The sequence below is a fragment of the Sphingobacteruim zhuxiongii genome (assembly GCF_009557615.1).
Lineage (GTDB): Bacteria > Bacteroidota > Bacteroidia > Sphingobacteriales > Sphingobacteriaceae > Sphingobacterium > Sphingobacterium zhuxiongii.
Genome location: NZ_CP045652.1, coordinates 2,344,592 through 2,370,480, shown reverse-complemented (window position 1 = coordinate 2,370,480; position 25,889 = coordinate 2,344,592). Strand labels below are relative to the sequence as shown.

Genomic DNA, 25,889 nt, shown 5'->3' with positions numbered 1-25,889 from the left:
CGCGTTAAAAATGTTGTATTCTGTGTGAATTTCTTTTAATTTGAAGTATCAATAGAATCTATGAAGAACGAATTAGCAGATGTATGGTTTTATAATCAGGGATGGACGGCGCATGATTTTCAAAAGCAATGTTGGACCGAAATAGCTGCTAATCGATCGGGGATTTTAAATGCACCCACAGGCTATGGTAAGACCTTGGCTATCTGGTTTGGCGTCATTCAGCAATACTATTCCGCAAGCTATCAGCAGCAGATAAGTAAGCAACGAAAGAAAGGACTACATGCCTTATGGATAACACCTTTACGTGCTTTATCTAAAGAGATTCATCGGGTAACTGAAGGCGTATCTGCTGACCTAGATCTCGATTATCAAATCGAACTTCGTACCGGAGATACGAGTACTGCAAATCGACTGAAGCAGCGTAAAAATCCGCCACAAGCTTTGATCACTACGCCAGAAAGCGTACATCTACTATTGGCAACAAAACAAGGACAAGACTATTTTAAGCAATTGGAATTTATCGTCGTCGATGAGTGGCATGAGCTTTTGGGTTCTAAGCGCGGTGTTCTCATCGAGCTGGCCTTAAGTCGTCTGAAGAATATCAATCCGAATCTTAAGATCTGGGGGATCTCTGCAACGATTGGCAATTTAGGGCAAGCAAAGGATATTTTATTGGGGTCTTCCAATACGGGTGTCATGGTGAAGGCCAAAATCAATAAGAAGATTACTATTCAGACCGTACTGCCCGATAGCCTTGAAAAGTTTCCATGGGCAGGGCATCTAGGGATTCGTCTGCTTGACAAAGTCGTTAATATTGTAAATCAGTATGGTACGACTTTGATATTTACCAATACGCGCTCCCAGGCGGAGATCTGGTATCAGCAAATTATTTCACAGTACCCTGAATTCGCGGGCTTATTGGCGATTCATCACGGATCCCTGAGTGATGAAGTCCGGGTTTGGGTAGAAGAGGCGCTGCATGCAGGTCGTTTGAAAGCTGTGGTATGCACCAGTAGCTTGGACTTAGGTGTTGATTTTAGGCCCGTTGACTGCGTAATACAGATTGGTTCGCCGAAAGGTGTCGCTCGCTTTCTGCAACGCGCAGGGCGCTCAGGACATCGTCCAGATGCGACTTCTATTATTTATTATGTGCCGACGAATTCCTTAGAAATCATTGAAGGTGATTCCCTAAAATTTGCCGTCAAAGAGAAGATTGTTGAACAAAGAATTCCTTATATCCGTTCATTTGATGTACTCACACAATATTTAATGACTCTGGCTGTTGGAGACGGCTTTGATCCACAGCAGATTTTTGCCGAAATTACACAAACTCATTGCTTTGAATCGGTGACTCAAGAGGAGTTTGATCAATGTATGGGATTATTACTTCATGGCGGCACGAGCTTAAAGGCTTACGATGATTTCCATCGCTTGGAACTAATCGATGGGCTTTATAAAGTAACCAGCCGAAAGCTGGCTATGCGGCATCGGCTTTCCATCGGGGCAATCGTTTCTGATTTAATGATGCGTGTCAAGTTTCTTTCCGGGAAATACTTAGGCTCTATTGAAGAATCCTTTATTTCTAAATTGAATGTTGGCGATGTCTTTTGGTTTTCGGGGCGGCAGCTAGAGCTTATTCAGGTGATTGCAAATGATGCCATTGTTAAAGCTTCGGAGAAGAAAAAAGGCGTCATTCCATCGTGGATGGGCGGGAGATTCGCGATATCACCAGATTTAGGAATCGCAATCCGACATAGCTTCTCAAATATTCATAGAAAATCGGGACAGTCGGAGGAGATCAAGTTCTTACAACCGCTATTTCTAGAGCAGGAGCGTGTGTCAGGTTTACCGAAGGCGGAGGAGCTCCTTGTAGAATATACCGAAACCAAATATGGCTTCCACCTCTTTATCTACCCCTTCGACGGTAAGCTCGTACATGAAGGGATGGCGCAAGTCATTGCGTACCGCTTAGGGCAGATTACACCGGCAACATTTAGTATAGCGACGAATGAATATGGTATTGAACTGCTGAGTGATACGGCTTATGAGCTTAACGAACAGATCTTAAAGCAAATATTCTCTCCAGCGAATTTACACGCGGATATCAATTCGGGAATCAACGTGCAGGAAATGGCTAGACGAAGGTTTCGCGATATCGCTGGTATTGCCGGTTTAGTATTTCAGGGATTTCCGGGTAAGCAGATGAAGAGCAAGCATCTGCAGGCCAATGCGGCGCTTTTCTTTTCTGTATTTTCTGAATATGAATCAAACAACCTACTTTTGCGTGAATCCTATGATGAAGTCTTTGATTTTCAATTGGAGGAGGGCAGGATGATGAAGGCGTTTGAGCGCATCGATAAACATCAAATTATCTTTCGCAAGCCGGATAAATTGACGCCATTTGCTTTTCCGATCTTCTCCGAGTCTTTCAGAGAACGTTATAGCAATGAGGATTGGCAGAGTAAATTAGAAAAAATAAAATTGCAATTAATAGATGGCTAAGAAGGTTGTGCTGTGTGGACTGGACTGTTTTTTACTACCGCAGAAAGCCCTATATATTCCCAAACATCAGCTTCTCGTTATTTCTGACTGGCATTTAGGGAAATTAATGCATTTCAGAAAAGAGGGAATCTTTGTCCCAGCCCCAGCGGTTTCTGAAGAACTTAGTCGCTTAGATTTACTCTTAGCGGAGCTTGCCGTTGAGCAAGTACTCTTTCTCGGGGATTTGTTTCATTCGAAATTAAACTCCGAATGGGAGGAATTCTGTCAATATACCCATTCGAAACCGCATATTCAGTTCACGCTGACAAACGGAAATCATGATATTCTATCGGATGCTCATTGGGGTCGCTCGGCATTACGGATTGTTGATCATGTATTATTGGAAGAAGGTTTACTGTTCTCGCATGAGCCATTGGCGGGCTTGGATAACCATATTATCAATGTCGTTGGACATATTCATCCCGGTTGTCAAGTGTTTTTAAGTGGGAGACAAACCTTTAGATTGCCCTGCTTTCATTTTGAAAACAGAGTACTTACTCTACCCGCTTTTGGTAAGTATACTGGGCTCCATATCCTTCGCAAAACGCCCCAAAATAGGGTATATGCTATCGTGGATCAATCGGTGATGGAGTTACCTTAAGTGTGGCTCGATCCCTGTTGATGTAAACCACGTACGGTTTTAATAGTCACGAGCAGTTGTCCGTAATGTCTTTCCGCATGCTCTGCAGCATGGAACAATAAGCCCATCTGTGTCGTTGGAATCATTCGTCTACCAATAAATCGCTCGTCTAGGAGCGCTGTGGGGTTCATTAATTTCAAGTCTTCAACAGCCTGTTCTATGCGTTGTTCGAGTTTATCGATTAGGTCTTCAATCGAATAATCTTGATTAGGTGTATTCTCCTTATCGAGGTATTCGAATTGCGCTTCGGTAAGTGACTGGCTGGCCGCATATGTAAACATACGATCTATCACACCAATAATATGCAAGATATGGAATCCTGGCGAAGCCATTCCAAAGGGTTTTTCCCATAAGTATTTCTCGTCATCGCTATTCAATAGCTTTGGAATATCTTCATTGACCTGTAATAGGGCATGCGCCACAGGTTGTAGTAGGTCGGCGATTCCGGCAATTGGACCGCGCATCCATACTTCTAGGTTTTCTTTGTTTTCCATGATTAAGGGGTTGGGCTCTGCTTGCCAGCAAACGTAATCATCGCCATTCCGATAACGATGACTAAACAGCCAAGCACTTGAATCCAGTTTAAAGACTCTTTAAACCATAATGCCATCGCCAGTTGCACCGTCAGGAAGGTACCGCCCGAACAAACCGCAATAACAATCGGTTGGGGGAAGTTCTTGAACAGTTGAACCAAAAACCAACTGGCGGAAAGGATAATAACATTTCCGATGATCAAAGCTGGCCATTGGAATTTAGGATTTATCCCACCATATTTAAAGATGATGCTGGAAACAATTTGTGTAAGCCAGAAAGCGACAAAGTAGAGCATTTTTACCATAAGGTAAATATAAACATACTTGTCAATATATTTAATCCGTCAATTGAAAATCTGCTTGCTGTAAATCGCGTGAATTAGTTCCTATAAATACCTTAAAAGCACCGAGTTCTGCTACATGATTTAACTTCAAATCATAGAACTTTAGATCCGCTTCACCAATTGTAAATTCAACTCGCTTGGTTTCTCCTTTCTTGATCATCAGCTTCTGGAAACCTTTTAATTCCTTTACTGGGCGTGTAATAGTCCCAACCATATCACGGATATATAGCTGCACAACTTCCTCACCATCGTAGTTTCCTGTATTCTTAACATCCACAGCAACTTTTAATTGTCCAGAACGCGTTAAACTGGAACTGCTTAGTTGGATTGGTGAATATTCAAATGTTGTATAGCTTAACCCAAAACCAAAAGGATAGAGCGGTTCATTGCTGACATCTAAGTAATTCGAGCGGAATTTTTGAAACCAAGCACCCTCCGCTAAAGGCCTTCCTGTATTCTTTTGACTGTAATACAATGGAATCTGTCCTACATTTTGTGGAAAGGTAGCTGGCAATTTACCGCTTGGATTGACATCGCCAAATAACACGTCGGCAACCGCTTTTCCAGTCTCCGTCCCACCAAACCAGACATTTAATATAGCCGGCACAGCTTTTTGCTCGACGCTCAGCGTTAGGGGTCTTCCCGTGAAAAGCACCAAGACGAGCGGTTTTCCAGTTTTCACAAGGGCTGCAAGCAATCTTGATTGGCTCTCTGGAAGATTTAAATCTGTACGGCTAGAACTCTCGCCGGACATCTCAGAGCTTTCACCTAATGCGGCTACAATTACGTCGGCTTGATTTGCAATTTCCAAAGCTTCGGCAATAATTTCCGACTCTGGTCTTGTATCTCTGGGGATTGTTCGACCAAACATCGTCGAGCGTTCTTGTAAGGCTGCGTCCTCGGTTAGGTTAGCGCCTAAATGGGTGCTAATCTTTACTTTATTGCCCAATACCTCACGCATACCTTCTACGAGCGTCTGTGTGTTTGCATGATCAGCACTGACACTCCAGGTACCCGGCATATTAGCGCCGGTATTAGCAAGTGGACCAATTACCGCAATGCTTCCGGTCTTTTTTAACGGGAGTGTTTGCTGTTCATTCTTTAAGAGTACAAAGGATTTGGTTGCTGCCTCTCGAGCAAGTGCCAAGTGTTCCGGTTTACCAATCTCTCTCTTTGCACGTTGCTCATCACAGTAACGGTAGGGGTCATCAAATAAGCCTAGTCGATATTTTGCTTCCAGCACAAAGCGAACGGCGCGATTAATATCTTCTTCTTTAACACGCTTTTCTGTTAATGATTTCTTTAGTGTCGTCAGGAATCCCTCACCAACCATATCCATATCGACACCAGCCTGTAGGGAAAGTGCAGATACTTCATGTAGATCCCCTAATCCATGATCAATAAGCTCATTCACGGCCGTGTAGTCTGTTACTACCAAACCTTTGAATCCCCAATCATTACGTAGTAAATCGGTTAACAACCAACGATTTGCTGTAGCTGGAAGTCCATTGATATCATTAAAAGAGGTCATAACGGACATGGCGCCCGCACCTAAAGCTGCTTTATAGGGTGGTAAATATTCATTGTACATGCGGTGTAGACTCATATCGGTTGCCTGGTAGTCTCTACCAGCCTCTGAGGCGCCGTATAAAGCGAAATGCTTTACGCAGGCAAGTAAGGTATTATATTGACTGAGATCGTTGCCCTGATAGCCTAAAACCATTTCTCTCGCGATGCGCGAGGTTAGGTAGGTATCTTCACCACTGCCTTCAGAGATGCGACCCCAACGTGGATCTCGAGAAATATCGACCATCGGTGAGAAGGTCCAATTGATACCATCTGCGGAGGCTTCGACAGCGGATACCCGCGCAGTCTTACGGATTAGTTCCATATCCCATGTTGCCGCAAGTCCTAAAGGAATCGGAAATGCCGTTTTATAACCATGAATGACATCCATACCGAAGATAATGGGAATACCTAAGCGAGAATGCTTAACAGCGAGCTCCTGCGCCTTTCTGATCTTCGCTGGAGAGCTCATGGAAAAGATTCCACCAATATTTCCAGCTTTTATCTTTGACTCGACATCGGTTGACACCACAGAGCCTGTTGTCGCTTCGCCGCCCGTTACCAAGTTGAGTTGTCCTATCTTTTCTTCGACGGTCATCTTTGATAATAAACCATCAATAAACTGATCCATCTTCTGTTGATCCTGCGCAAAACTGAAAGTAGCTGATAGGATTAAACCACAGGATAGTATACTTTTACGAATATTCATGGATGTATTACTTTAAGTGTGGACTTGTAAAACCTAACTTCTTTAAACCTAGTCGAATTTCTGGCGCATTCATAAATAGGTTCCAAATCAAGCCTGTTCTATAGTTTTCAATCATCACCACAATAGGGCCTTGATCAATGGCTAGATAACGCTTCGGATACCAGTTCTTTGTTTCACTGAAGGCATCGTAAAAGCCATAAGGTCCCCAAACTTTATCCCCTAGGTTATTAAATAGGTAATTGGCAAAAGCGATACTTTCTTTGGGTGTATAAGGCATCGAGGCTAATGCTGCTGTTGGCGATACGACCGACTTATCATTATCTGGATGATGTGCATCGTAACCCGTTACAGAGTAGCTTGCTGTCCAACCCCAAGCTTTATCATGTCCATAACCGATGAATTGCTTTGGATTAGCATCTGCGTATGCGATATTGATTTTTGCATGGTTAACAACTGCGTCTCCATAGGAAACATACTTATCCTCCAAGCCATTGGGATCTAAACCTAGGAAAGAATAGTGCGCCCAGAATAAAGGACCAACTTCACCTTCTTTTGCATTATGCTTCACAATGGTCGGGATATCAAACTTCTTGATATCTGTTTTAATCGTTCCGTTTCTAGCCCATCCTTGATAATACACTGCCGAATCAATCGCATGCGTAGGCGAGGAGGCCGCTAATACATAGCTAATTAAGCATTCATCATAGCCCTGAATAGCATGATTCATTCCAAATTCATAAACAGGACTCCAATGCCAGAATAAGACGTTTTGTCCATTGGTATAGTGCTTCCAATTGATTCCACGCCATAAATTATCTGCTTTATTTGCAATTTCCTTTTGAATTTCCGTTCCGTTCTTAAAATATTCGCGAACGACTAATAATCCCTGGGCTAGGAATGCCGTCTCTACAATATCTCCACCATTATCTTTTTCACTAAATGCCTTCACTTCACCAACATTGCCATGATACCAATGTGCCCAAGCTCCTTGAAAGCGAGGAATACGCGTTAAATAGTCTAAAATGCGGTGCAAACGTTCTTCACCTTCACTTTTCGAGATAAAGCCGCGTTCGATACCAACTAGTAGACTCATTAATCCAAAGCCACTACCACCAATGGTGACAACATTGCGATCATTCTGAGGATACTCTCCATCGATATGTATCCGCTCGCGTGCTAAACCCGTAATAGGCTCGGCGCCTTCCCAGAAGTATTGAAAAGTTTGTTTCTGTATTTTGGTTAGTAGGGAATCATTTTCTAAGACCAAACTATCCTTAATGACAGTTGTGTCTTCCGTATGCTTGTTCTGCTTAACTTGGCAGGACTGCAGATGAAAGGCCGTCAAGAGGATTCCGGTAAACGTGAGTGTTTTAATCGTCATAGTTTATGTGGTAGAATTGTTAGGCTTCAAATTGAAGCAATTTCATAAATTGAATTTACTGTCGACCGAGATTTAAGTCCAGGTTATTCAATAAACAAAGATGTCATCTATTCGTTTGAAACGGAAATTTTCCATGTACTCATTACTACTACAGGGAATATTTACCTGCTCATCGTTTTCACTAAATGCTGTTATTCGTCTGAATATGGGTTGTTTATCGCAATGAAGGGCTACAACAAATAATAAGAATGGTGTAAATAGTACACTTTTGAATTGCTGAGGAAATGATGTATTAAAAATCAGGGGAATATGCAGGATTATAACTCCAATAAGAATTCCGTTAAGTTCTTCTCTGTCGGAATATTCAGCTTCTTGCGAAGTCTATACCTTCGAATCTCTACACCGCGTGTACTGATATTTAGCAAAGAAGCAATCTCTTTACTAGACATATTTAAGCGTAGATAAGCACATAGTTTTAAATCATTAGGTACAAGTGCAGGGTAATCACTCTTCAGTTTTTTGAAGAAGTTCTCATGCGCTTCATTAAAACTCTTTTCGAATAAATCCCAATCGCGATCATCAGAATGCGCCTCATCAATTAGTTTACTTACCTTACGTAACTGATCAGAACTTAGCTTGTTACCGTTCGAATCGTTCAGGTTGGTTAGTTCATGATGTAGATTGTTCAGCATCTCGTTTTTGTAAACAATGTTCATCGCGGTATTTGCCAGCTCTCTATTTTTAATAGCTAACTCTTGTTCGAGCTGATGATTTTTCAAGGCCATTAACTTCCGTTCGTTAACTTCCGCTTCTTTTGCTAAACGGGCTTCTTGGTCCGCCAACATTTTCGCCTTAAGTTTCTTTTGCTGCTCGTTGAGGCGTTTCTCATAGTAATTGCGTCCAATGAAGTACAGGGCAGTCAGTAAGGCAATATAAACCAGTATGGCAAACCAGTGCTTATACCATGGTGGGCGGATTTCAAGCACTAAGCTTGTCACTTCAGAGATCGTTCCGTTCGGAGCCATTGCGCGCACATGAAAGGTATAATCGCCATTAGGTAGGTTTGTGAAATCTTTAAAGGTCACATCTTCCCAATTTGACCAGTTCTGGGTATATCCCTCCAGCCAATAAGCATATTTAATATTCGAGGAGGAGTACCAGGGACTAGCATATGCAAAACGCAGATTGTTCTCGCTATAGGATACTGATAAATCATCGTAGATTGGTACGGCTCCATTGGTTGTATTCCAAACTTGGGTAATATAAGGCTTAGGTATTTTTTCTTTGCTACTTAGCTGGTTGAAATAAATGGCAAAGCCATTATCCATTCCAATAATTGAGACCTGATCATCCACATTGAAAATGCGCTCATAATAGTTCATCATCTTCCCTCGTAAGGAGTTCCAAGAGGAAGAATCGATTTGAATTTTTCCTTCAGGTAAAATCTCTACACGCGCTATATGTGACTTCTTTACAAACCAATATTGGTTGTTTTTAATCGGGATAATCTTATTGGCCGAATAGAAGCCTTCTAACTGCTCATTCAACTCAGTATAGGGTTTAAAGGAGTTTACGATGTTGTCATATTGGTAGAAGCCAGAATCGGTAGCAAATACAATATTGTTTGCTAGATTATAAACCCCATGTAGCATGGTGTTTTTAGGTAAACCTGCCTGTACCGGGCTAATCGATTGCATATCCTGGAGATCTGGTTTGAGCTTCACGCTATAAACATTCTGCTGATTCAGTGCCCAAAATTCCGTGTTGCTGCGTTGTAGAATGCTACGAATAGGCTCTTTGACTTGGTTAAACTGTCGGATAAAGCGAGGCGTAGAAGCAGCTTCCATTAGTCCAATTCCAGTATAGTTTCCTTGGAGCCAATATTTGCTGTTGGTAACCTCCATAAAGTTCCATGCCCCGGTAATAGAGGAAATCTTTGTCATTCGATTTCCATCGACTAAGAAAGTTCCGTTATTATGTCCGCAAACCAGCTGTCCGTTCATGTTCACCAATTGCCAAACCTGACCATGTGAATTGGGGATAATTGTAAACTCAAGATTCGTATAATCATTAACGCCATGCCATTCGCTAACAAATAATCCCTGATTGGTGCCTAAATAGATTTTGTTCTGAAAGATAATAGAGGAGTAGACCGTACCAATTTTGCCTGTTAGATCCGCGTAATAATAGAGTGGACTATTGATATCAATACGATCAACACCATTGTCAAGGCCTACCCAAAGGTTCGACTGCTGATCTACGGTCATGCTCAATACGGTATTGTTTTGAAGACCATTGTTCTTATTGATATGTTGCACCAATTCTCCTTTGCTATTGAGGATATAAACCCCATTCTGAATGGTCCCAAAGGCAAATTGGTCGCCAAATAACTTAACGCCATTGTTTACTTGATAGCGTATAAGTTGTTGCTGTACTTGATTTTGCCATTCGGATATATGACCATTCTTATCCATCTTATAGAGACCGTGATTGGAACTGGCAATCAATACCTGATCCTTATCCAATGGCAACATACTTAGGATATTCTTATCTTTTAATACTGCGGCACCGCGTAGTTGAACAAGGCTATTATTCACTAATTCAAATAGGCCTGAAGGGAGTTGTTCAAAGAACATTCGATTGCCAACTTGGTGGCTGAATAGGAAAGGTTCTCCGTTTGCAGTTAATGTTTTTATCTCATTGTTCTCGTAAATGTAGCATTTGGAGAAGCTATGGAAGAAGATACGTTTTCCGAGCGTATAGATACGCCAAATCTCATCGTTCTTCAGCGCGTTTTGATCTTTGACGAGCGCCGACAGGTTGTTGTATTCCATTTTGCCGAACTGACTGCGCTTCCAGAATCCAAATTCGCCCGAGCCGCCAACGAGTATGCGTCCTTCAGTGTCGATATTGACGCTACGTAAGCTGCGCTGGTTCTTTGATTTATGTAAACGCCATTCCTGCCCATCGAAGCTCAATAGTCCTTCGGTATTGGCAACATAAATAAAACCTTCTTTGCTAACGGCAATACCCCAATTCTGATTGCCAGCTTGATAAGTCGATTTATTGTATTGTTGCACATAGGGCGAGCCTACACGAGGGATGTTTTGCCCAAGTGTTGCACCGATGTTGCAAATCAAAAAAACAATAAATAGAAAGGACTTAAATGGCATCATTTAACAAATATAATAATTGCGTACAGCTAAATGCAGCCGATAGCTTATAAATCCATCGGTAAGAACACCTGACCCAGTGCATTCAACTCAGAGACATCGGTTTCTTGCTCAAAGATGGCAAATACTGCCGATCCGGATCCAGTCATCGAAGAATAGATTGCTCCCAGCTCATAGAACCGACGTTTAATTTCTGCGATTTGCGGATACAATTCGAATAAGCCGGTTTCAAAATCATTTTTGATAATAAGCTTCCACTCTTGTATTGGAAGTTGAACAGCGCGCCTTAAATCGACCTGTGGTGTCAAAGGAATGACGTTCTTATACGCCTCAGCTGTGGAGATGTGTAAATCGGGTTTTAACAAAACAATATAGTAAGCTGAAAGATCAAGATCAATCGGAGAGAGCTTAGTGCCAATATCTTCGGCGTAGGTTGCCTTGTTCTGTATAAAAAACGGACAATCAGCACCTAACTGCGCAGCATAAGTCTCCAGTTGCGTATCGGTCAGACCCAGCTTAAACTGATCGTTTAAGAGTTGTAATGTCGCACTCGCATCCGAAGAACCGCCTCCTAGTCCTGCGCCAATTGGAATGCGCTTCAATAAATGTATTTTAACAGGTGGAAGATCAAAATCAGTTGCCAACAGTCGATACGCCCGTAGACAAAGATTATCATCGTCAGCCTTTAATTCCGAACCATGGATTTCCATCCCCAATTCCTCCGCCGACTGTATCTCTACAGCATCGTAAATTTTAACCGGGTAAAATATAGTCTCCAGATTATGATATCCGTCGGCACGACGCTCAGTTACGTGTAACCCAATATTGATTTTTGCGTTAGCGAATTTTAACATTGTATTAGATCTTAGACATTAGATTTTAGACATTAGATGTTCGTTAGACATTAGATGTAAGATATTAGACATTAGATATAAGGCGTCGGCTGTAAGATATTAGATGCGTTTGCGAGATCTTTTAAAAATGGATTTTAAATAATTTAGCTATTGACATTCAGATTTTTAAAAATAGATTTCGAATCTTAAATATGATTGTTAAAGATAAAGGGAGGGACAAATGTCTATCATCTAATATCTAAGGTCTAATATCTAAAATCTAACGTTTAATATCTAATATCTAACGTCTAATATCTAAAATCTAACATCTAATACCTAACATCTAAAATTACACTGCTTTCTTTTCTCCCAATATCCAGCTTGGTTTTTGGTCTTGTAGATTAATGATTCTGTTTCTGTCGGCGTATTGTTTGATATGCTCGACGGCTTCGTTTATATCATCAGTAAACAGGAGTAGATCTTGATCTTCGGGACTGATTGTTCCGGCTACTTTCATCTCGTTGACATGGTCGATTATACCTTGATGGTAGTCTAGACCCATTACGACAATTGGAAATTGCGATAATTTTTTTGTTTGTATAAGTGTTAGTGTTTCGAAGAACTCATCGAGCGTTCCGAATCCACCGGGCATAATGACGAAGGCGAAGGAGTATTTTCTAAGGAGTTCCTTGCGGACGAAGAAATACTCAATATTGACAAACTTATCCATATACGGATTATGCTTTTGCTCATGTGGCAATACGATATTACAGCCTACCGAAGTTCCATCTACATCCTTAGCACCACGATTTGCAGCCTCCATAATTCCAGGGCCTCCACCCGTCATAATGGTATAGCCTTGCTCGGCAAGTTTTGCCGATACGCTACGGGCTTGTTTATAATAGGTATGGTTCTCGTCAAAGCGTGCCGATCCGAAAACGGTAACACAGGGTCCGACAAAATGTAGGGTACGGAAGCCTTTCATAAATTGAAAGAAGACACCGAGAACATATTTTAGCTCATTCCAGCGGCTCCGTGCTCCTTTAAAAAAACTGATCTCTTCTCTGACAAACTTATTGCTCATGCGATATTGGACTGTTGATTAATTCTTGTGCTTCTCGTAAAATTAGGGTTTGCTTGTCAGATGGTATCTGAATGTTGTTAAGGACTTTAGGGTCTTTAAGTAAATCTTTAACACAGATACATTGATTCTTCAAGAGCATACCTTTATCTTGCGTGGTCAAGTTCGTTAAGCAGGTAATTGGATATTCACCAGTTTCATCCACGCGTGCCTTGATGCTTGTGCCCTTTGGGTAATCCCAAGACAACAAATTCATCTTATAGTACTCCCCAAACTTGATGGAGTCGGTCGTCAAATAAGCATTTGTTACTAACCAGCCATCTGTAAATTGTCTATGGGCGTTGAAAAATGGATATTCGATTCCAGTGACGTCAGTTACACGCGATTTAAAGTACATTGGTGTGGTTACCGATATCTTCGCTTCCTCGTCATTACGGAATTTACACTCGATGGCCAGCATCACATCACCTTTGGCAGCAACCACATCGATCTCATGTGTTACAGCATGTCCTTGTACGGTTTGACCGGTGATGGCCTCATAGCCATCTTCTTGGAATAGGCGTGCTACCCATTTTTCAAAGTAGAAACCCTCTGGGCCTAATTCACGTAACGCACGTTTTAGGCTATAGCGCGCGGCGTAGGAGTTTTTCTTTGATTTTAAAGCATCGAATGCCAACTCGTAAAGTTCTCGGGTGCTAATGCCATCGTATAACTGGTCTTTAATCTTAGCATAGACCATCTGCACTTCAGTATCTGTTGCTCCGGAGCGCATTAAAGAGCGTCTTAAGCTTGATTCATCGAAGGGGACTAAATCGCCCGAATATTTCTTTACCAGCATAGTTTCTAGTTTTAATGAGGATGAAAGTACGAATAATAGCCTAGGCAATCAAAATTTATACCTAATCCGAAACAAAAAACAGAATTAATCGTTTTATTAATAGTCTTATAAATTTGAATAACATGAGCGGAATATTAAATTATGCCTTTGATAAGCTAAAGAACAAGCTTGATGCGAGTTGTCATGATGGCAATGTTGGAACATCAGAGCGAATATTATCCGTAGTCGCTGGCGGATTTCTACTAGGAAGAGGGATTAAATCTATTGTAAAGCACCCGATGACTGCCTTTTCTGGCATTACCTTGGGGGGTGCATTAATTTATCGTGGCGTTACAGGTTATTGCCCGATTAAAGATTCGATCGAACCCAAAGAGCCAGAGGCTACCGTTATCGAACATCGCTATTTCGTGAAATAGTACGATTATTTATTACAACCAAAGTCAAGGCATCTATATTCTTAGATGCCTTTTCTTATTTTTAGGCATCAAAATAATAGGGATCAAACAATTTTTATGAAGAAGATAGTAGTATTTACAGGCGCAGGGATATCTGTGGAGAGTGGTCTTCCAACTTTTCGCGGCAGCGATGGTCTTTGGGAAGGACATCGTATCGAGGAAGTAGCGACACCGGAAGCATGGCAGCGGAATCCAGAGCTGGTGCAGCGGTTTTATAATTTACGTCGTCGGGATTGCTTGCGTGTTGAACCCAATGCGGCGCATGCCTACCTTGCGGACTTAGAAAAGAACTACGACGTTCAAATTATTACCCAGAATATAGATGACTTACATGAACGGGCTGGTAGTACCAAGGTGCTCCATTTGCATGGGCAGATTCGGAAATCGCAATCGTCTAGAAATGCAAATCTTGTTTATGATATTCAGGGGGATGATCTACCGATGGGTGCGCTTTGTGAATTGGGGTCGCAGTTGCGCCCGCATGTTGTTTGGTTCGGGGAGGCGGTGCCAAATATGGCGGTGGCATCAAGTATGGTGGAGCAGGCTGATGTGTTTATTATTATCGGGACATCGCTGCAAGTTTATCCGGCAGCGAACCTGTTGTTTGATTGTAAAGCAGGGTGTCAAATTATCCTGATCGACCCGAATGCGAAGCAAGTACCTATTCCAGCAAATGTGTATAAAATTGCGGAAAATGCAAGTAAAGGTATCACATATTTGGCGGAATTACTTACCAAATAATATTTTTTACGTTTATATAATAAATAATGAATCAATTAGTTATGTATAACAAGTTTAATTAATTGTTTCTTTGGTGGAAATGCTGAGTGCATAAAAAAACCTCTGACACAAAATATAATTTTGTATTAGAGGTTTTTTGTTTTTATGATTATAACTATCAAATAGTTATGTATGTTACATGAATAATCTATTGATATTTGTCGTAAGTTGTAATAATTGCCTTTCTCATGTCGGCAAATAGCGCTACAACGTTTTGTATAAAATCTTCATCGAGCATTTCGAAGATGCCATTTACACCGCCAACGACATCCGCTTCGGCGAGCTTGTACGATTGTTCAAGCGTTCCTTGTTCGAATTTGATAATATACTTTTGGTTCATTCCAAAGATTGTAATCTTACAATCCTTATGTGGTAGTTCGGCTAATACGCGCATGAGTCTTGAATTAAATCATAAAAAAAGTTCCGACACTGTCGGAACCTTACAAATATAGATATAAATAAATTAGGTTAAACCACGCCTTGGGCTTTCATCGCTTCAGCAACTTTGATAAAGCCACCGATATTTGCGCCTTTTAGGTAATTAACGAAACCATTTGGTTCCTTGCCATAACGAACACAGGTTTTATGAATGTTCTCCATAATCAATTTCAAACGGTGATCTACTTTCTCATGGCTCCATTGCTGTCCAATTGCATTTTGGGACATCTCTAAACCTGAAACTGCGACGCCACCAGCATTTGCTGCTTTCCCTGGGCCAAAGTGAATCTTCGCTGTGTCGTAAACTTTGATAGCCTCCGCTGTCGATGGCATATTAGCGCCCTCTGCAACAATCTTACAACCATTCTTCACTAATTTCTTTGCATCAGCCTCATTGACTTCGTTCTGTGTTGCGCACGGTAATGCGATATCACATTTAAACTGCCAAGGATTTTCTTTCGCATGGAAAGTAGCAGAAGGGAACTTCTTCGTGAATTTCGCCAAATCGCGACCTAAAGTGGCGATATAGCTTAACTTCTCGAGTGTCAATCCTTCTTTATCGTATAAAGTACCGGTACTATTGGATAGCGTAATTACTTTCGCACCTAAATGAATTGCTTTTTCAGCAGCGTAATAGGCCACATTACCAGCACCAGAAATACTGATTACTTTACCTTCAATAGATTCTTCGTTGTAGTCTAATACACATTGAACAAAATACAATAAGCCATATCCTGTTGCTTCTGGACGGATATATGATCCTCCCCATTGCGGTCCTTTACCAGTTAACACGCCGGTAAAGTTATTTTGAATACGCTTGTATTGTCCAAATAAATAACCAATCTCTCTTGATCCTACGCCGATATCTCCTGCAGGAACGTCCGTTTCAGCACCGATATGACGGTATAACTCTGTCATAAAGCTTTGGCAGAAACGCATGATCTCATTATCAGATTTACCTTTCGGGTCAAAATCAGAACCACCTTTTCCACCACCGATAGGTAAGCTTGTTAAGCTGTTTTTAAAGACCTGTTCGAAGGCTAAGAATTTTAAAATGCTCAGGTTTACATCGGGAGCGAAGCGTAAGCCACCTTTGTACGGGCCGATGGCAGAGTTCATTTGTACACGATAACCTCTATTGATTTGCACTTGATTGTTGTCATCTAACCAGGCTACACGAAATGATAAAGCACGCTCTGGCTCAACCATACGTTCCAGGATTCTCAAATCTGCGAAATCTGGTCTGTGTTCATTGATGTAGGGGATTAAATCTTCGACTACTTCTGTTACTGCCTGTAGGAATTCTGGCTCGTTCGGATTACGGAGCTCGACGTTCTTGATAAAATTCTTAAGGATTAGGGACATTTATTGATGATATTTTATTTTATGTTGCACAATATTAGCGAAAATTAAGTTTAAATGCCAGTTTTATACATAAATTGTTTTCAACGTGTATTGGGCGTCAAATTCTTCGGCTCTATTAAGAATTTAGTTTTTCAATTTGTACATTTGTCAACTTAGATTGAAAAGAAGAGAATTTTTATGCCAGTTAAGATACCAGATAATTTACCTGCGATAGAACTCCTTAAAAAGGAGAACATCTTTGTGATGAGTGATTTACGTGCCGAAACACAGGATATTCGACCGATGAAATTACTCGTACTCAACTTAATGCCTCTAAAGATTTCTACCGAGACTGACTTTATCCGTTTATTATCGAATAATGCCTTACAAGTAGAATTGGACTTCTTGCGCCTAACCACGCATAATCCAAAGAATACGCCGGAGGAACACTTAGAGCTATTTTACAAGAACTTCGAGGATATTAACGAAAATATGTACGATGGGATGATTGTAACTGGTGCTCCCGTGGAAATGTTGCCATTTGAACAAGTAACCTACTGGCCTGAAGTGACAAAGATTTTCGATTGGGCACGTAAGCACGTGTTCTCCACGCTATATATCTGTTGGGCTTCCCAAGCTGCCCTATACCATTTCTATGGCGTTGAAAAGAAACCTCTCGACAAAAAGCTATTCGGTGTATTTAAACATACCGCATGGGATAAAAAGGATCCTTTATTCCGCGGCTTTGATGATGAATTCTATATTCCGCATAGCCGACATACCACAATTCTGGCAGAGGATATTGCTGCCAAAGAAGATATTACTGTTCTTTCCGCTTCTAAAGAAGCTGGATTAGCGATTCTTTCAACCCGTGGCGGACGCGAGCTCTACCTCACAGGACACTCCGAATACGCGCCATTGACCTTGCACGAAGAATATACCCGCGATAGAGAGAAAGGCCTTGAAATTGATGTGCCCGCAAATTACTATCAAGATGACCAACCTGAACTTGGTCCTGTAGTACGCTGGTCTGGACACGCCAATCTGCTATTCAATAACTGGTTAAACTATTATGTCTACCAAGAAACTCCATACAATCTGAAAGAAGTACCTAATCTGGGAGATATAAAGATTAAGGGGTAGGTTTTTTAGATATTAGAATTTAGATGTGAGATATTAGAATTTAGATATTAGATATTAGACATTAGATATTAGATGCATGGCGTCATAAAATACAGATCGGTTTGGCATAAGTGTCAGTCCGATTTTTTTGGACTCAGATTTTTTGTTTTTATATTTGTTGTTTTAATAGGTAAGAGGCTATAAATAAAGATTGCAAATGCATGTTTAGATATCAAGGACATCGGAATTTGGAGGAACAATAGTGGATAACTCTCATCAAAAATCTTCTATAAAACTGAGGTCCAACATTCATTATTTCAGATAATGCATGATGCGTCTAACGTCTAAAATCTAATATCTAATGTCTAATATCTCACATCTAATGTCTAATATCTCACATCTAACTACTAAATACTAAAATCTAATCTCCATGACCACTAAAAAACTCGTAAGCACAAAGATTGAGGACTTTTACAATAAGGCGTCTGAGGAGGATCGCTTAAGTAAAGGATTGGGGATTTTTGAATTTGAGCGGATTAAAGTATTGATATCTCATTATTTGCCTCGTACGGGAGTTGTTGTTGATGTTGGTGGGGGTACAGGGAAGTATTCGGAGTGGTTGGCTAAGGCGGGGTATGACGTGCATCTTGTGGAGCCTTTGGATAAGCACTTGAAGTTGGCGCAGAAGCGTGCTGATAAGCTAAAGACGCCGTTTCGGGTGATAAAGGGTGAAGCTCAGCATTTGGATTTTAAGGATAATTTTGCGGATGTTGTTGTGATGCATGGACCACTATATCACTTGCAACATGAGGAGGCGCGTATGCGTGCTATTTTGGAGGCGAAGCGTGTCTTGAAGCCAGGAGGTGTGGTGCTTGGATTTGCGATTAACTATTCGGCATCAACCATTGTCGGTTTGATGAATGGATTGATCCATGGGCCTTCATTTTTGGAGATGTGCAAGTCAGAGCTTGCCACCGGTATTCACAATGCACCGTCGGATTTACCTTGGGTAATGGCGGAATCTTTCTACCATAAACCGGGACAACTGAAGGCCGAATTTGAGGCTGCAGGTTTTCAATACGATAAACTCTATGCGGTTGAAGGAATTACCTGGTTGGATAAGCATTACTTCGAGAGCATGTTAAACGCGAAGAAGCGTAAGAACTTGGATGCGTTAACCAAGATTACAGAAAACGATGATTCCTTGCTTGCCTTGAGTCCGCATATGATGATCGCTGCCCGGAAGTAGTTTTGTTTAAGCCTTATGATAAATATTTATTGAGACGCTGGTATGGCGTCTTTTTTTATGTACTTGGTAAGGACCTGAGGCCTACTTGAGCCCTTGCTCAGCCTTAGAAAAGACTATTAAAGGCGGAATTGAAGGGCTAATCTAATAAACTAGTAACAGTTTGATAACCTAATATCTATCCGCTGTGTGGGTTAATGTTTTTATGTTTAGGGAAATATTAATTGGTTATGGCAATATTTAGCAAGAAGATTATTGGATTAGCGCAGGGTAAGGTTGGGAACGTGGTGATATGTAATTGGAAGGGCAAGGCTTATGTTCGAGCTTTGCCGGTGCAACGTAAAAAAGGGGAGGTGAGTGCGAAGATCAAGGCATCTCAGTCGAGGTTTAAGTTAGTGCAGCAGCATCTTATTAAGATCCTTCCTTATGCGCGTGTTGGATTTGAAGGGGTTTCCGAAGCGCATACGGCATATAACTCGGCGATGTCCTTTAATTTACGGCATGCGATCAAAGAGCATGCAAACGGGATAGAGATGGACTGGAGCAAATTTAGTTTTAGTCGTGGGCTGGAATTTAAATTTGATGCTGTTTCCTGTTATTATGATGTAGAAGAGAGGCGCATCCACGTCGAATGGCAGATTCCGTCGGCTTTTATTGATGATTTTAAACACCAGCATTTAAAGTGTATGCTGCTTTGCTGTCCAGAAAATGTGGATTATACTGCATGTGCGGGCTTGTTGTATGGCAATGCAATAGAAGTGGGTTTTCAGGAATTGTCGGTCGATGAATTGCATTCCGAAGAGCGCTATCATGTTTATTTGGCTTTTGTTTCTGCTATGCATAAGATGACGACTACAAATTCGATCTATATAGGGATGATCATTCGATAAGGCCTTAGAAATAGAAGGTACATTTCGAGGAGAGCATTCTACCGCGAAGGTGATACTGTGCGTTGATTAATTCGTTTGCCGTAATATGACGCGTTTGATAATATTTGATGTTTAGGGTATTTGACAATAATATTTCCAGGTCCAATTTTGTTTTTTTGGGTTGCCAACGAGAACTGAAATCAATAAAGAAATAGTTTTTGGTTTCGTTGGGTAATTGATTTTGATAATGGTTCGCATGAGATTGTAAAAATAGTCTTGGATTGGGGCTATAGGACAAGTTGAGTACTTGTTTGAGATTTGAATTTTTTATTTTCTGCGTGCTATTGCCAGCATCGTTAATGCTGCTCTTATCATGTGTGTACTGCAAATTATAAAGGATACCAATTGTTGGTCTAAGTTTGATGTCTAAATCAAGATTAAAATAAATGAGCTCGCTTGACATTGGGCGTCGATGTTGATTGATCCATATTTCGGATTTTTGGCTTGTTCTTGAAATGCTGTTGTGTATCGTTCCGCGAAGAAAAGGGATGTATTTGCTTGCGTAGATGGACAATTCGTAACGATCTATGGTATTTTCTTGGGCTGTGTTTTCTCTGATTTTAATTAGGTCAGTTACTGCGAGGGTTGTCATGCTTAGGGCATGGGTTCGGCCATAGTTGGCGGCGACATTTCCAAAAAACAGGGCATTTGGACGTTGTATATTGTAGCTGAGGTTGAATTGATTTCTATGCTGCTCCTGTGTTTGTTGTTGATTTCGTCTCAGTTCTCGAAAATTGATTAAAATCGGATTTTGGTAGTAGTCAAATACATTTGCGATCTGTTGTTGATGTAGGTAATTGAATTGCATGAAATCGTTGGCGTTTAGTTCATACTTTGAAGAAAGCTGTGGGTTAAAGAATACACGTGAGGGAATTGATTTACTTGATTGTAAAGGATCTTCTATTTGCACTTTTTGTAGACTTACTGGTAAATGGCAAGCGATTTCCCAACGATTGAATTTGGTTTCCAAACTGCTTGTGAAATTGAGTTCCCTGTTTTTCCAAAGGATCCGATTCTGGAGAGAGGCTGCCGCTAGTGAATCGAGATTTAGATAATTGGATTTTGCGGCTTCTGTCAAGTCTAAATTCGACAGTAGCTTATGCGATTGATTGAGGAGGCTCAACTGATAGCGATGTTTGATAAATCCTTTGTTGAAACGATAGCTGCCGCTTAATTTGTTGCTAAAGATGGGAGTTTTCAATTTTTGAAATGCTTTATTGTCCTCTTGTGGCGTATTGGGTTGAAATTTACCGTCTCGATGAATGGTTAAATTTTCTTCGCGCGCTTGATAGCTGAGATCCCAGGCCAGTTCAAGTAAATTGCTGTTTGGGAGCTTGATTTTCCCATGTAAAGCTTGTTTTACACCATCGTTAATGGCCCGAATCTGCTGATTTATATTATCGGTTCTGTTTTCTAGATCAGTTTTATCACGACTTCGATTGAAATGGGTGCTCAGATTATGGCTGAAAAAGAAATTTTGTTTATTGACTTCGAGATAAGATGCGATTGCCGTGCCACGCATTATGTTCTTTGTTAGATTGTTTTCGGTAAACGTGTAAACCTGATCGGATCCGTAGATTTCGGTAAGGCCTTGGTTTTGTCGTTTGTTGCGATCAAATAGTTGGTTTACTTGTAAACGCCAGCTGGTACTGTCATTGATTCGGAATACATTGTTAGAGGATAACAGCTGACCATTATTGTTTAGATAGAGGTGGGCTGCAATTGGAGGCTCTAATAAAGTGCTTGCTTGAAGATGTCGTTCTGGCAATGGACTAATCGTTCTGCTTTGTCGATCTGGCCTGCCTTGTGCAATATAATGATTACTTAGTTGTTCAGCCATGGTTTTGGACGTCAAAGATTGTAGCATCTTAAAGCGTGAAGAGAAGGTCATGCTGTTGATCTTTGCTTGGTATTGAGCAGGAACAGCTATACCAGCATCTACTTGTCCAATAATATTGGTTTTAGCACTGTCATTTACGACCAAGTTTAAGGCGACGCTATTGCTGATTTCATTTTTTTGTCGTACGCGTTGGTGCTGATGATTTTGAAGTACGTCGACTTTTTGAATTATATCATGTGGAATGGTTTTTCCAGCGAGGCTGTATTGTTCGGCAAGTATATCTGTTCCGTCAACATAAAGGGAACTGATTTCTTTACCATTGAAGGAGATCTTACCACGATCATCGATACGGATACCCGGCATACGCGCTAGTACATCTGCGATTTTTCGGTCTTCAACCCTGGCAAAGGTGGAGACTTGATAGGTCAAGGTGTCGCCAGTACGCTGTATCCTACGCTGTCCTTTTATTTCAATAGCGTCGATCTGCTTGGATTTTGCTAGTAATTCAATCCTCAACTGGCTTGCAATAGCACTGTCTAGGCGTATATATAAGCGGTTGAAGGCGAGGTGTCTGACTTGTAGATATACTTGATCGGGCGGGATTTCTTGCTTGAGATTGATTTGGAAATTGCCCTTCGTATCACTTCTTGAAAAGGCGATAATCATGTTATCCTTCAGTATACTTACATTCGCGGAAGCGACCGGCATCCCGTCGCTATGCAAAGTACCTTGTAAGTTTTGCATCTGCGCATATAGCGTATGGCTTATCAGTAAAAAGATCCCTAGACACAAGTGAAATGAAAGGTGGCTTTTAAATTTCCTTTTCAAGCGGATTATTAAACTGTGCGGCTGATCTGTCCTCATTTGTATTAATCTGGTTTCTGGAAACGCCTAAGCTACCCTGCATAAAGGCTATGGGATCTTTGCGAAACCGACGATAAATCTTTTGGTATTCATTTAGGTTGAGGAGTTTGATTTTGAAGCTTTTTGGCTGCTCAATACGTACATGCTTGTTGAGGCGTTCGATGCCACCGAATTCAAATATAATTTCTGCCCGTTCATCTTTTGCTTCAAGAATTAGTCCAGGTAGTCCATTCAATTTCCATGGTCCATAGGGAAGCGGGATATCAGGCGAGAACCATACTCTATAAGTTCTTCCGCGGAATTTACCGATAGCTTTCTGCACGCGATATTGATCAATATGTTTGGTCTCGTCGGTCAATTGCCACTGTATTTGAGGTGTCTCTTCGACGATTTGATACATATTATCTACGATACGTTCTGTTTGAATGCTTTTTCCATTCGATGTAATCTGGCTAGAGCAGGCTTCGTTTAGGTTGAACGTTGCTTCCGTACCTCCTTTGGATATATGGAGTAGGAGCATAGATTCTTCATCGGCAAGCATCCGGAATAAGGATTCATCTGTTCCCATATAGAGTATCATCTCGGAAATAACAGGGTCATTTTTACGAGTACTATCCTCGATATGGATCATTCGATAAGCCACTTGAAAGAGAGCAGTATCTTGTTTCGTATCTGTTGTTGCGTATGCGTTTGTTCCGCTAAATAATAGGAGTAGATTAAGGTATATCATATGAAGCCGTTTATTGTAGAGATCGGTGATTCAAAATAAAGTATTGGTTAAATCGTTGGTCCGAATATATATGAAAATGTATTTTCTTTAAAAGTATTTACACGAACTATATCTATGCTTATATGAATGGCTTCCATGTTCGGTTAATTGCTTAATAAGCTCATAATACTGAGCCTACATTCGGGGAAATTCTATTTGTCAGTTGAGGAATTAAAAGGTTTCGTTGTTAAGGTGAGTTCACCATAAAAATGTAAAAATTCATTCTGTATTAACAGAGACGAAATATATTTATGTATAATACATTTTGTTAAAACGATATATACGTCTGGATAGATTGAACTTGCTATTTGGTTCTATTTTGCTTTCTTTTTTAGAAGCTGATAGGAAAAATGATTCGATTTAGATTAGGCCTGAGATTTCAGTAATTAGCCCCTTAAGTAACAAAAGAGTATGAATTCAATATTTATTAGAGGTAGTCGAAGGAATGAATTTATTAGAGTTGATTTGGATAAAATCGTTTTCGTCGAGGGGATGTCAAACTATGTTAAGATTTATTTAACAGATCAAGTCTTGATAACGTATTCGACATTGAAGAATTTGGAGCATAGATTACAAGAAGATAGCCATTTTTTACGTGTTTCTAGATCTGCTATTGTGAATTTAAGGTACGTCTTATCCATCTATTCTGGGACGATAACTTTGCTGAATGGTAATAAATTAGCGCTGGGCAACAGCTATCGAGCTGATGTTTATGCAATGGTGCAAGCTAAATTGGTTAATCATTAAGCGGATTATTTCTAAAAATAATTTGTTCTTTATCACTTCTTAACATACATCAATAATTGGGTATTCTTTTCTCTGCACATTTGTAATACAAATCACAACAATAGTGTTGTTTTTTGGTTAAATAGAAAAGGAGAAATCATGGAAAATAAAGTATTAGGATTACATCATATTACGGCTATTGCGAATCTTGCACAGCGTAATTATGATTTTTACACCAAAGTATTGGGTTTGCGTATGGTTAAGAAAACGGTGAACTTTGATGATCCGGGAACCTACCATTTTTATTATGGCGATGAGCATGGTTCTGCAGGGACCATCTTAACCTTCTTCCCATGGGAAGGTATCGGAAAGGGACGAAACGGTGCTGGGATGGCTACAGAAATTGCTTATGCTGTTCCTGAGGGTAGTGTTGACTTTTGGAAAGCACGTTTTGGTGAAAACAACGTATTAACTGGAGATCCGGTAGAGCGTTTTGGTGAGGTATATTACCCATTTCTAGATCCTGATGGATTGAACTTGTCGTTAGTTATACCAAAAGCGGGCGATAGCAGAACGGGTTGGACAACAACAGATGTGGCTCAGAATGTAGCTACTAAGGGTTTTCACAATACGACTTTGACTTTACGTGAATTGGATCCAACAGCGAAGGTTTTAACGGATTTATTAGGTTATCAGCAAGTAGCGCAAGAGGGGAATCGTTATCGCTTTGCGACCGATACCATCGATACTGCAAATACAATTGATGTGTTAATTGATGCGAATACTGCACGTGGAGTCAATACAGCGGGTACGAATCATCATGTTGCCTTCCGCGTTAAAGACGATGCGGATCAGATGGAATTACGTGAGAAAATAATGAGTGCTGGATTACAAATTACACCTCAAATTGATAGAGATTACTTCCACTCTTTGTACTTCCGTGAACCAGGTGGTGTATTGTTTGAAATTGCGACTGAAAATCCGGGATTCGATGTCGATGAACCATTAGCATCTTTAGGTACGGCATTAAAATTACCTAGACAGTATGAGGGTAGTCGTGCAGAGATTGAGAAAGTATTACCAAAGTTAGAAGGTTAAGGGAAAGGAACGTTTATGCATACAAAGAATATATTACAAGCTGGCAATACCAGCAATGCTACAAAAGCTTTAATTATGCTCCACGGTAGAGGCGGTTCGGCACAGGATATTTTATCCCTTGCCGATCTTCTTCAGGTTGAAGATTTTCTGTTGCTCGCCCCACAAGCGACGAACAGTACCTGGTATCCACATAGCTTTATGGCAGAGATAGATTCCAATCAGCCCTATTTAGATTCGGCTTTAGCATTGGTTGGCGATACAGTTCAAGAAGCCTTAGCGAAAGGCATCCAGGAAGAGCATATCTACTTCCTCGGATTTTCGCAAGGTGCCTGTCTTACCTTGGAATACGTTACACGTCACGCGAAGCGCTATGGCGGTGCAATAGCGTTCACCGGCGGATTAATCGGCGATCAGATTTATCAGAATAATTACAGCGGCAATTTCTATGACACCCCTGTATTTATCGGTAGCAGTGATCCTGATTTCCATGTGCCCGTAAGCCGCGTGCATGAAAGCACACAGATTCTGGAAAGCATGGGTGCTCAAGTGACAGAGAAGATTTATCCGGGAATGCCTCATACGATTGTTCAAGATGAGATTGATCAGGCGAATTTGGTGCTTGGTGGAGGTTAGTGTCTA

General features: G+C 40.8%; 22 protein-coding genes. 10 read left to right on the top strand and 12 right to left on the bottom strand.

From position 1 onward, the window contains the following. Window positions 1-60: 60 nt before the first annotated feature. The gene (locus tag GFH32_RS10105) at window positions 61-2,502 is read left to right on the top strand and encodes a ligase-associated DNA damage response DEXH box helicase (RefSeq protein WP_153511499.1); all 2,442 of its coding nucleotides are present in this window, start codon (window positions 61-63) and stop codon (window positions 2,500-2,502) included. Further along, window positions 2,495-3,142, top strand: a complete 648-nt coding sequence (gene pdeM, locus GFH32_RS10100; RefSeq protein WP_153511498.1) for a ligase-associated DNA damage response endonuclease PdeM — start codon at window positions 2,495-2,497, stop codon at window positions 3,140-3,142. The genes GFH32_RS10105 and pdeM overlap by 8 nt, the downstream gene beginning before the upstream one ends. On the opposite strand, the gene GFH32_RS10095 is transcribed toward pdeM, so the two are convergent. The 8 genes from GFH32_RS10095 to GFH32_RS10060 form a co-directional block, all read right to left on the bottom strand. Further along, a complete protein-coding gene (locus GFH32_RS10095; RefSeq protein ID WP_153511497.1) occupies window positions 3,139-3,675 on the bottom strand; it encodes a DinB family protein in 537 nt (178 codons plus the stop codon). The two genes, pdeM and GFH32_RS10095, sit on opposite strands and share 4 nt — an antisense overlap. Window positions 3,676-3,677: 2 nt before the next feature. Continuing rightward, window positions 3,678-4,019 (bottom strand): DMT family transporter, encoded by a 342-nt coding sequence (locus GFH32_RS10090; RefSeq protein ID WP_153511496.1) that lies wholly within the window; start codon window positions 4,017-4,019, stop codon window positions 3,678-3,680. Window positions 4,020-4,050: 31 nt separating this feature from the next. Next, entirely contained in the window at window positions 4,051-6,333 is a 2,283-nt protein-coding gene (gene bglX / locus GFH32_RS10085) for a beta-glucosidase BglX (RefSeq protein WP_153511495.1), read from the bottom strand. A gap of 7 nt (window positions 6,334-6,340) precedes the next feature. After that, a complete protein-coding gene (locus tag GFH32_RS10080) occupies window positions 6,341-7,714 on the bottom strand; it encodes a glucoamylase family protein (RefSeq protein WP_153511494.1) in 1,374 nt (457 codons plus the stop codon). Window positions 7,715-8,031: 317 nt separating this feature from the next. Beyond that, complete coding sequence (locus tag GFH32_RS10075) at window positions 8,032-10,890, bottom strand: triple tyrosine motif-containing protein (protein WP_153511493.1); 2,859 nt, start codon at window positions 10,888-10,890, stop codon at window positions 8,032-8,034. Between the two features lie 44 nt (window positions 10,891-10,934). Next, complete coding sequence (ispE, locus tag GFH32_RS10070; RefSeq protein ID WP_153511492.1) at window positions 10,935-11,741, bottom strand: 4-(cytidine 5'-diphospho)-2-C-methyl-D-erythritol kinase; 807 nt, start codon at window positions 11,739-11,741, stop codon at window positions 10,935-10,937. Window positions 11,742-12,069: 328 nt separating this feature from the next. After that, window positions 12,070-12,804 (bottom strand): LOG family protein, encoded by a 735-nt coding sequence (locus GFH32_RS10065; RefSeq protein ID WP_153511491.1) that lies wholly within the window; start codon window positions 12,802-12,804, stop codon window positions 12,070-12,072. After that, window positions 12,794-13,639 carry an ATP cone domain-containing protein gene (locus GFH32_RS10060; RefSeq protein WP_153511490.1) on the bottom strand — a complete coding sequence of 282 codons (846 nt, stop codon included), beginning with the start codon at window positions 13,637-13,639 and terminating at the stop codon, window positions 12,794-12,796. The genes GFH32_RS10065 and GFH32_RS10060 overlap by 11 nt, the downstream gene beginning before the upstream one ends. A gap of 122 nt (window positions 13,640-13,761) precedes the next feature. Here GFH32_RS10060 and GFH32_RS10055 point away from each other — a divergent pair, with 122 nt between their 5' ends. Together GFH32_RS10055 and GFH32_RS10050 are read left to right on the top strand one after the other, a co-directional pair. Beyond that, complete coding sequence (locus GFH32_RS10055) at window positions 13,762-14,055, top strand: YgaP family membrane protein (RefSeq protein WP_153511489.1); 294 nt, start codon at window positions 13,762-13,764, stop codon at window positions 14,053-14,055. A gap of 96 nt (window positions 14,056-14,151) precedes the next feature. Then, window positions 14,152-14,835 carry an SIR2 family NAD-dependent protein deacylase gene (locus tag GFH32_RS10050; RefSeq protein WP_153511488.1) on the top strand — a complete coding sequence of 228 codons (684 nt, stop codon included), beginning with the start codon at window positions 14,152-14,154 and terminating at the stop codon, window positions 14,833-14,835. Window positions 14,836-15,022: 187 nt separating this feature from the next. Here GFH32_RS10050 and GFH32_RS10045 read toward each other — a convergent pair whose 3' ends face one another. Then, on the bottom strand, window positions 15,023-15,268 hold the full coding sequence (locus GFH32_RS10045; protein ID WP_153511487.1) for a hypothetical protein: 246 nt from the start codon (window positions 15,266-15,268) through the stop codon (window positions 15,023-15,025). 74 nt (window positions 15,269-15,342) lie between these two features. Next, window positions 15,343-16,677, bottom strand: a complete 1,335-nt coding sequence (gene gdhA, locus GFH32_RS10040; RefSeq protein ID WP_153511486.1) for an NADP-specific glutamate dehydrogenase — start codon at window positions 16,675-16,677, stop codon at window positions 15,343-15,345. Window positions 16,678-16,854: 177 nt separating this feature from the next. On the opposite strand from gdhA, the gene metA reads away from it, so the two are divergent. From metA to GFH32_RS10025, 3 genes are all read left to right on the top strand, one after another. Beyond that, entirely contained in the window at window positions 16,855-17,799 is a 945-nt protein-coding gene (metA, locus tag GFH32_RS10035) for a homoserine O-acetyltransferase MetA (protein ID WP_153511485.1), read from the top strand. A 409-nt stretch (window positions 17,800-18,208) separates the two neighbouring features. Next, window positions 18,209-19,027, top strand: coding sequence for a class I SAM-dependent methyltransferase (locus GFH32_RS10030; protein ID WP_153511484.1), 819 nt, complete (start codon window positions 18,209-18,211; stop codon window positions 19,025-19,027). A gap of 227 nt (window positions 19,028-19,254) precedes the next feature. After that, window positions 19,255-19,914 (top strand): DUF6266 family protein, encoded by a 660-nt coding sequence (locus tag GFH32_RS10025; protein ID WP_153511483.1) that lies wholly within the window; start codon window positions 19,255-19,257, stop codon window positions 19,912-19,914. A gap of 4 nt (window positions 19,915-19,918) precedes the next feature. Here GFH32_RS10025 and GFH32_RS10020 read toward each other — a convergent pair whose 3' ends face one another. Beyond that, complete coding sequence (locus GFH32_RS10020) at window positions 19,919-22,537, bottom strand: hypothetical protein (protein WP_153511482.1); 2,619 nt, start codon at window positions 22,535-22,537, stop codon at window positions 19,919-19,921. A 67-nt stretch (window positions 22,538-22,604) separates the two neighbouring features. Further along, window positions 22,605-23,387 carry a GLPGLI family protein gene (locus tag GFH32_RS10015; protein WP_153511481.1) on the bottom strand — a complete coding sequence of 261 codons (783 nt, stop codon included), beginning with the start codon at window positions 23,385-23,387 and terminating at the stop codon, window positions 22,605-22,607. A 450-nt stretch (window positions 23,388-23,837) separates the two neighbouring features. Between GFH32_RS10015 and GFH32_RS10010 the strand changes: the two genes are divergently transcribed. From GFH32_RS10010 to GFH32_RS10000, 3 genes are all read left to right on the top strand, one after another. Further along, a complete protein-coding gene (locus tag GFH32_RS10010) occupies window positions 23,838-24,173 on the top strand; it encodes a LytR/AlgR family response regulator transcription factor (protein WP_153511480.1) in 336 nt (111 codons plus the stop codon). Window positions 24,174-24,311: 138 nt separating this feature from the next. Next, a complete protein-coding gene (locus GFH32_RS10005) occupies window positions 24,312-25,250 on the top strand; it encodes a ring-cleaving dioxygenase (RefSeq protein ID WP_153511479.1) in 939 nt (312 codons plus the stop codon). Between the two features lie 15 nt (window positions 25,251-25,265). Next, window positions 25,266-25,883 (top strand): alpha/beta hydrolase, encoded by a 618-nt coding sequence (locus GFH32_RS10000; protein ID WP_153511478.1) that lies wholly within the window; start codon window positions 25,266-25,268, stop codon window positions 25,881-25,883. Window positions 25,884-25,889: the final 6 nt, after the last annotated feature.